Raw genomic sequence first — 8415 nt, forward strand, 5'->3', positions numbered from 1 at the left:
CGTCTGCAGGAGATAGCGGCCGATGATTGTGAGAGTCATACGCGCGCGCTGATGAGTTTTATCAAACAGATGCAGCAGGCCGAAGTTGCTCCGCTCGCGCACAAGGCCAATGAGCAACATTACGAAGTGCCAGCCAGTTTTTACACACGCGCCCTGGGCAAGCACCTTAAATACAGTAGCTGCTACTGGCCCGAGGGTACAGAGAGCCTGGATGAGGCCGAAGCCGCCGCTCTGGAACAAACCTGTGATCACGCGCGCCTGGACAATCACCAGCAAATACTCGAACTGGGTTGCGGCTGGGGTTCGCTGACATTGTGGATGGCCGGGCATTATCCGCAAAGCCGGATTACGGCTGTCTCCAATTCCAGCTCACAACGGGATTTTATCCTGCAGCGCGCGGCGGAACGCGGTTTGAATAATATTGAAGTCATCACCGCGGACATGAACGACTTCCAGATCGATGAACAATTCGATCGCATCGTCTCAGTCGAAATGTTCGAACACATGCGCAATTACCCACTGTTGTTCGAGCGCATCAGCCGGTGGCTGAAACCGGAGGGGCTGTTTTTTATGCACATTTTCGTGCATCGCAGTGTGCCCTATGCGTTTGAAGATAAATCGGATAACGACTGGATGAGCCGTCACTTTTTCAGCGGCGGCATCATGCCCAGCGATGATTTACCTCTTTACTTTCAACAACATCTGACTCTGCAGGATCGCTGGCGCTGGGATGGCCGTCATTATGAAAAAACCGCCAATGCCTGGCTTGAACGCATGGACAGCAACAAAACCGCCATGAAAAAAATATTCGCCGATATCTACGGCGAACAGGATGTACAGCAATGGTGGATGCGCTGGCGCATGTTCTTCATGGCCTGTGCGGAACTGTTCGGCTATGACGATGGCCAGCAGTGGTGGGTCAGTCATTATCTGTTCAGGAAGCGCTGATCATGCCTTATGCCCTGATCAATTTTTTATTGTTCCAGGTTGGCTGGTTCTCCGGCGTGCTGGGGGCTGCCTGGAACCTGGCGCTGTATGGCAGCCTGACCATGTTGATGATTCTGATCAGTCACCTGTTTGTCAGTCGCAATTTTGTTGGCGAGACACTGTTGATCCTGTTTGCCGTGGTGCTCGGCACGCTGTGGGACAGCTGGCTGCTGATGCAGGGCTGGCTGACGTTCAATAACGGCATGTGGCATGCCTATCTTGCGCCGCACTGGATAATTCTTCTGTGGGCCCTGTTTGCCACCACGATCAACCATTCGCTGGGGTGGTTGAAACAGCGTTATCTGTTGGCTGGCGCACTGGGGGCCATTGCCGGACCGGCGGCCTATTATGCCGGCGCGCGCCTGGGCGCGGTTGAGTTATTACATCCCGAAGCCGCCCTGCTGTCGCTGTCTGTCGGCTGGGCCGCCTGGACTCCCCTGCTGGTTTACGTGGCCAGCCTCCTCGATAAAAGCACCGGCAAATACATCCAGAAGGAACTCATCTGATGCTTTCGCTTTATCTCTATGGCCTGGCCGGCATGCTGACTCTGGGTGTCTTCACCTGGCTGTTAAGCCTGTGCATGCGGGACGTCAGCATCGTCGACAGCATCTGGTCATTGATGTTTCTGGCGGCCGCCCTGGTGTATGCCTTGACTGTTCCGCTGGAAACACGTGGTTGGCTTGTACTGTTCCTCGTCACGCTCTGGGCACTTCGACTCTCCCTGCACCTGACCTGGCGTAACTGGGGAGAACCCGAAGATCGCCGTTACCAGGCGATCCGGGGAAAGTATTCGCCCCACTTTGCGATTAAAAGCCTGTTCATCATCTTCATTTTCCAGATGGTGCTGGCCAGCGTCGCCGCCCTGCCCCTGCTGCCGGCCATGGTACAGCCTGCGCCCCTGAACCTGTTCGATGCCCTGGGTTTACTGCTGTGGGTTGTCGGTATGAGTTTCGAGACCATTGGTGACTGGCAACTGGCTCGCTTCAAGGCCAACCCGGATAACCAGGGTAAAGTGATGCAATCCGGTCTGTGGCGCTATACCCGGCACCCGAATTATTTCGGCGAATGGTGTATCTGGTGGGGCTTCTTTTTCCTCGCTGCTGCCACCGGTGGCTGGTGGACCATTGTCTCCCCGCTGTTGATGACATTCCTGTTGTTGCGCTTCTCCGGCGTCACCCTGCTGGAGCAGGACATCGGCGAACGTCGCCCGGCCTACCGGGACTATATCCGGCAAACCAATGCCTTCTTCCCGGGCCCGAGAAAAACCGGGGAGAATGCATCATGAAAAACGTCATCCTGACAGTTGCGTTATGGCTCGGACTGTTTCCTGTGTTCACCTTTGCCAGCAGCGACATGAACAGTGCGGATCGCGAATGGCATTTCACGGTCTATCTGGATGACAAAGAGATCGGTTACCACCGATTCAGTGTCACTCGCGATGGTGAGAAACGGCGTGTGATTTCCGAGGCCCGCTTTGATGTCAGGTTCTGGTTTATTAATGCCTATAAATACCGTCATTACAACCGGGAAATCTGGCGTAATGACTGCCTGATCGAGGTGGACGCCGCCACCGACGATAATGGTGAGCTGAGCCAGGTCAGGGCCCGGCGTGATGACGACCAGCTGAACTTTTCGCGCCCCGAGAACAAATCTCTCGCGGGCTGCATTCGCAGTTTCGCCTACTGGGTGCCGCAGTACCTGGACTCGCCCCGTCTGCTGAACACCCAGACCGGTGAATACCAGGACGTGGAGCTCATGCCTCTTGGCAAAGACGACGTGACCGTGGGTGGTCAGGTCCAGCAGGCCAATCGCTATCGGATACGCAACGAAAAATTCCGTATCGATCTGTGGTATTCCGATCAGGATCAGTGGCTGGCCCTGGAATCCACTACCGAAGGTGGCGCAACCCTGCGCTATCGCATCCAGTAATCCCGGAGAACCCGATGAAACCCGGCCTGATGATTCCGACTGTTTTACTGACCCTGACTGTAGCGGCTTGTGGCAGTTATCCGCCCCTGCGCACCGCGGATGAGGTAAATATCCCGCGTTTTATGGGTGACTGGTACGTGATTGCCAATATCCCGACTTTCATCGAGACAGGTGCTCACAATGCCGTCGAGTCCTATGCATTGAACGAGGATGGCACGATCGCGACCACCTTCAGTTTTCGTCAAGACAGTTTCGAGGGAGAAAAAAAGGTCTATCACCCGACCGGCTATATCCACGACAGTGAATCAAACGCCGTGTGGGGCATGCAGTTTATCTGGCCCATCAAGGCCGATTACCGGATCGTCTACGTGGATGAAGACTACACCCACACCATTATCGGCCGCCTTAAACGGGATTATGTGTGGATCATGGCCCGTACGCCACAGGTCAGCGATGCCACCTATAAAAAACTGATCGCGATTTTGCAACAGGAAGGGTATGACACCGGCGAGATAGAGCGTGTCCCGCAATCCTGGCCTGGGCTGTCATCCCCCGTTTCCCGGAGTAACCCAGCCGATGAATAATACCAATCAACTGAATACCGTCCCAGGCTCGCGCTGGCTGGCCGTACTGCGCTGGTTTGACAGCAGCCTGGCACAACCGGTGACGGAGAGTGACGAACACCGTATAGACTGGCTGCGGACACTTCCCTTTATCGCCCTGCATGTCGCAGTACTGGGGGTATTCTGGACAGGGGTCAGCACGGTGGCCGTAAGTGTGGCAATCGCCCTGTATGCCCTGCGCATGTTTGCCATCACCGGGTTTTACCACCGTTATTTCTCACACCGGGCCTTCAAAACCTCACGTGCCACCCAGTTCGTGTTCGCGCTACTGGGTGCCAGTGCCGTTCAGCGAGGGCCGTTATGGTGGGCCGGGCATCACCGCCAACACCATGCGCGCTCCGATCAGCCCCGGGATGTGCATTCACCCCGCCAGCAGGGTTTCTGGTGGAGTCATCATGGCTGGTTTCTTTCGCCGGCCAATTTTGCCACGCCTGACGAACGGGTACGGGATTTCGCCCGCTACCCCGAACTGCGCTTTCTGGACCGATTTGATGCTCTGGTCCCTTTGTTATTGCTGGGCACGCTGTATCTGCTGGGAGAGATACTGGCCGCAAGCGCACCGGGACTGGGCACCAATGGCCTGCAGATGGTCATGTGGGGGTTTGTGATCTCCACTGTGGTGCTCTATCACGTCACCTTCACCATCAACTCGCTGGCCCATCGGGTTGGCCGACGCGCCTATCCCACTGGGGATGACAGCCGCAACAACTGGCTGCTCGCCCTGCTGACCTTCGGTGAAGGCTGGCATAACAACCACCATTACTATCCCGGCTCCGCCCGCCAGGGTTTTCACTGGTGGCAAATCGATCTCACCTATTACCTGCTTAGGCTGCTGGCTTCGCTGGGCCTGATCTGGGATCTGCGCCCGGTCCCGCAACGCATCATCCGGGGATCGCACACAACACCTGCCGGCAGACGGCAGTCCAGGGAGTAACCAGCATGAAGATCGCCATCATCGGTACCGGGATTGCCGGCAATGTCGCCGCCTACTACCTGTCGAAGGATCATGACATCACGGTGTACGAAGCCAATGACTATATCGGAGGTCATACCCATACCCATGCTATTCAATGGCAGGATCGCCAGCTGGCGATCGACACCGGCTTTATCGTGTTCAATTACCGGACCTATCCGGAATTTACCCGCTTGTTGAATGAACTCGATGTGCCGGTACAGGCCTCGAACATGAGCTTCAGTGTCAAATGCGACAAAACGGGACTGGAATATAACGGCACCACCCTGAACAGCCTGTTCGCACAACGACGTAATCTGCTGCGTCCGGGTTTCTACCGGATGATCAACGACATTCTGCGCTTCAACCGGGAGGCCCCGCAGTTGCTGGAACAACAGGATGAATCCCTGAGCCTGGGCGAATATCTGTCACGCGGCGGCTACCGGCAGGAATTCATAGAGCACTATATCCTGCCGATGGGCGCGGCAATCTGGTCCTCCACCAGCGAGATGATGCAGCAGTTCCCGGCATATTACTTTATCCGCTTTTTCCATAACCACGGCATGCTGAGTGTTAACGACCGCCCGACCTGGTATGTCATACGCGGTGGTTCGAAAGAATATCTCAGCAAGATGAACCAGCCATATCGCGATCGTATCCGACTCAACAGTCCGGTCACTTCTGTCCGACGCTTTCCCGATCACGTGGAAGTGACCAGCGCGGGTCAGGCGCCCGAGAACTATGATTATGTGTTCATCGCCTCGCACAGCGACCAGGCGCTGGCGATGCTCAGGGATCCCTCTTCAGTGGAACGCAGTGTGCTGGGCGCCATTCCCTACCAGGACAACGAGGCGATTCTGCATACCGATCGAAGCCTGTTGCCGCGGCGCAAACTGGCCTGGGCGGCCTGGAACTACCATCTTCTGCAACAACAGCAGGATCGGGTGGCTATGACCTATAACATGAACATTCTGCAGGGTATCCATCACAAGACCCCGTTTTGCGTGACCCTGAATCACACGGCGGCCATCGACGAGCGCAAAATACTCAAACGCATGCAGTACCATCATCCGGTATTTACCCCGGAGGCGATCGCCGCCCAGCAGCGCCAGGGGGAGATCAACGGACCCTTGCGCACCTTCTATTGCGGGGCCTACTGGCGCTACGGTTTTCATGAAGATGGCGTGGTCAGTGCCCTGAACGCCCTGAAACACTTCGAGGAGCGACAGCATGAACAGCTGTATCTATCAAGGGCGAGTTAGGCACCGTCGCTTTGTGCCGCATGAACATGCGTTCGACTACCGCCTGTTCATGCTCTACCTGGATCTGGACGAGTTGCCGGGCCTGTTTGACCGCTTCTGGTTGTGGTCCGCCCGGAGGTTCAACCTGGCCTGGTTCCGGCGCGCGGACCATCACGGTGATCCGGCAATACCACTGGCCGATGCCATTCGTGACCGGGTGGAGCAGCAGACCGGGGAGCGACCCGGCGGTCCGATACGTTTGCTGACCCATCTGCGCTATTTCGGTTACGGCTTTAATCCTGTCAGCTTCTATTACTGTTTTGATCCGGACGATCAGTATGTCGAGTACCTGGTGGCCGAGGTCAACAATACGCCCTGGGGCGAACAGCACTGTTATGTACTCTCGGAACCCGACAACCGGGGCAGGCAACAACACAAGCGCTACCTCTTTGGTAAACATTTTCATGTTTCACCCTTCATGCCCATGGAACTGGAATATGACTGGCGCTTCTCGACGCCGGGCAAACAGCTCGCCGTGCATATGATCAACCGTCAGAACGACAACAAGCTGTTCGACGCCACGCTCAGGCTGGAGCGCAAACCGCTCAACCACGTCCAGCTGGCAAGAGTGCTGGTCTCTTATCCGTTGATGACCGTCAAGGTGATCGCGGCCATCTATTACCACGCCCTGAAGCTCTGGCTCAAAAAGACGCCCTTTTATCCCCATCCTGACAACAAGGAGGCGCCGCATTCGGCGAAACCGCGATGAAAGCATCAATTATTCCCCTGCATCTGGCTTCCCCCCGACCCCGCCGCAGCCGCTGGCTGGATCGCCTGGCCAAACGCGGTGTCATGGACCGCCTGACGCAGTTACAACACGGCAGCCTGACCCTGTATGAGGGTGACCATCAGTATCATTTTGGTGACACGCAGGCCGAACTGAAAGTCTCCGTCAGCGTAAAGCATCCGGAGTTCTACAGCGATCTGGCCTTCGGGGGCAGTATCGGCGCCGGCGAGGCCTACATGCGCGGCAGCTGGCAGTGCAGCGATCTGACCCGGCTGGTGCGACTGTTGCTGCTCAACCGCGAGGTACTGGATGGTATGGATGACAGCCTGTCACGACTTCGCGCGCCCCTCTACAAGGCGTTCCACTGGCTGAACCGCAACACCCGCCAGGGCAGCCGGCAAAACATCCAGGCCCACTACGATCTGGGGAACGACTTCTTCCGACTGTTCCTGGATGAGAGCATGATGTATTCCTGCGCCATCTATGAAAACTATGACAGCAGCCTGGCCCAGGCTTCGTACGCCAAGCTGGACCGGATCTGCCAGAAACTGCAGTTGCGTCCCGACGATCATGTGCTGGAGATCGGTACCGGCTGGGGAGGCTTCGCCATCCACGCGGCACGTCATTACGGCTGCCGGGTCACTACCACCACCCTCTCCCGGGAACAATACGAGTATGCCAGGGCCCGCATCGAGAAGCTGGGCCTGGAAAATCGCATCACACTGTTATTGCAGGACTACCGGGATCTGCAAGGCCAGTACGATAAACTGGTCTCCATCGAGATGATCGAGGCCATCGGTCATCAGTATCAGAATACTTATTTCGCCAAATGCAGCGATCTGCTCAAACCCGACGGGCTGATGCTGCTGCAGGCGATCACCATCGCCGATCAACGCTACCAGGCGGCATTGCGCTCGGTCGATTTCATCCAGCGCTATATCTTCCCCGGCAGCTTCATCCCGGCGATATCAAGCATGGCAGCCAGTATCGCCCGCAGCGGAGATATGAAGATCACCCACCTGGAGGACATCGGCCCACATTACGCCCGGACGCTGGCCGACTGGCGCACGCGCTTCTTTGACAACCTCGACCAGGTCAAAGCGCTCGGCTATCCGGAGAGCTTCATCCGCATGTGGGAATTTTACCTGTGCTATTGCGAAGGTGGATTTATCGAACGCGCCATCGGCGACGTGCAAATCCTGTTGAGCAAACCCGGGGCACGCCATAATGCCGTGCTCGGTTGCCTGAAGGAGAATTAGTCGCAATGAGCCACAGCAAACCCATTATGTTCTACGACGGCGGTTGCCCGCTGTGCCGGCGAGAGGTGGCCCACTATCGCCGCCTGGATCGCCAGGCCCGCATCCAGTGGACGGATATACACCGGCATCCTGAACAACTCACCCGCCATGACATTACCCCGCAGGCGGCCATGACCTATCTGCATGTGCGCGGCTCCGGGGGAGAGATTCACCAGGGTGTCGAGGCGTTTCTGGCACTGTGGCAGGAACTGCCTTACTACCGTCACCTGGGACGCGTTGTGAAACTGCTGCGCCTGCAGCGACCGCTGGACTGGGGCTATCGCCGTTTTGCCCGCTGGCGCCTGCAGCGACGCTGCGCTGATGGTGTCTGCAACACCGGCAATAAAAAAGGCCGGTAAAAATACCGGCCTTTTGAATATTGGTAGCGGGGAGAGGATTTGAATTGCTGACCTTCGGCCCGTTAGAGAACCAGCGAGACCGACGAGCGTGTAGCGCGTCGGGCTCATCACCCGAAGGCTAAAAAAAAGGCCGGTAAAATACCGGCCTTTTCTATCGTTTGGTAGCGGGGAGAGGATTTGAATCGCTGACCTTCGGCCCGTTAGAGAACCAGCGAGACCGACGAGCGTGTAGCGCGTCG

10 protein-coding genes are annotated in these 8415 nt (G+C 56.8%); all 10 read left to right on the forward strand.

The genetic code is table 11. From position 1 onward, the window contains the following. Nucleotides 1-948 (forward strand): cyclopropane-fatty-acyl-phospholipid synthase family protein (locus RI563_RS03595; protein WP_310692978.1); only part of this gene is annotated, 948 nt, incomplete at its 5' end. Nucleotides 949-950: 2 nt separating this feature from the next. Further along, nucleotides 951-1493: a DUF2878 domain-containing protein gene (locus RI563_RS03600; RefSeq protein WP_310692979.1), complete on the forward strand. Its 543-nt coding sequence runs from the start codon at nucleotides 951-953 to the stop codon at nucleotides 1491-1493. Then, on the forward strand, nucleotides 1493-2272 hold the full coding sequence (locus RI563_RS03605; protein WP_310692980.1) for a DUF1295 domain-containing protein: 780 nt from the start codon (nucleotides 1493-1495) through the stop codon (nucleotides 2270-2272). The genes RI563_RS03600 and RI563_RS03605 overlap by 1 nt, the downstream gene beginning before the upstream one ends. Further along, a complete protein-coding gene (locus RI563_RS03610; RefSeq protein ID WP_310692981.1) occupies nucleotides 2269-2916 on the forward strand; it encodes a DUF6134 family protein in 648 nt (215 codons plus the stop codon). Before RI563_RS03605 ends, RI563_RS03610 begins: the two co-directional genes overlap by 4 nt. A gap of 14 nt (nucleotides 2917-2930) precedes the next feature. After that, the gene (locus RI563_RS03615) at nucleotides 2931-3500 is read left to right on the forward strand and encodes a lipocalin family protein (protein ID WP_317622855.1); all 570 of its coding nucleotides are present in this window, start codon (nucleotides 2931-2933) and stop codon (nucleotides 3498-3500) included. Further along, entirely contained in the window at nucleotides 3493-4473 is a 981-nt protein-coding gene (locus RI563_RS03620) for an acyl-CoA desaturase (RefSeq protein WP_310692982.1), read from the forward strand. The genes RI563_RS03615 and RI563_RS03620 overlap by 8 nt, the downstream gene beginning before the upstream one ends. A gap of 5 nt (nucleotides 4474-4478) precedes the next feature. Further along, the gene (locus RI563_RS03625) at nucleotides 4479-5753 is read left to right on the forward strand and encodes an NAD(P)/FAD-dependent oxidoreductase (protein WP_310692983.1); all 1275 of its coding nucleotides are present in this window, start codon (nucleotides 4479-4481) and stop codon (nucleotides 5751-5753) included. After that, a complete protein-coding gene (locus RI563_RS03630) occupies nucleotides 5722-6501 on the forward strand; it encodes a DUF1365 domain-containing protein (RefSeq protein ID WP_310692984.1) in 780 nt (259 codons plus the stop codon). The genes RI563_RS03625 and RI563_RS03630 overlap by 32 nt, the downstream gene beginning before the upstream one ends. Further along, on the forward strand, nucleotides 6498-7778 hold the full coding sequence (locus RI563_RS03635; protein WP_310692985.1) for a cyclopropane-fatty-acyl-phospholipid synthase family protein: 1281 nt from the start codon (nucleotides 6498-6500) through the stop codon (nucleotides 7776-7778). Before RI563_RS03630 ends, RI563_RS03635 begins: the two co-directional genes overlap by 4 nt. A gap of 5 nt (nucleotides 7779-7783) precedes the next feature. Beyond that, complete coding sequence (locus tag RI563_RS03640; RefSeq protein WP_310692986.1) at nucleotides 7784-8176, forward strand: DUF393 domain-containing protein; 393 nt, start codon at nucleotides 7784-7786, stop codon at nucleotides 8174-8176. Nucleotides 8177-8415: the final 239 nt, after the last annotated feature.

Origin of the sequence: Thiohalophilus sp. (assembly GCF_031581315.1) — a bacterium.
GTDB lineage: Bacteria > Pseudomonadota > Gammaproteobacteria > UBA6429 > Thiohalophilaceae > Thiohalophilus.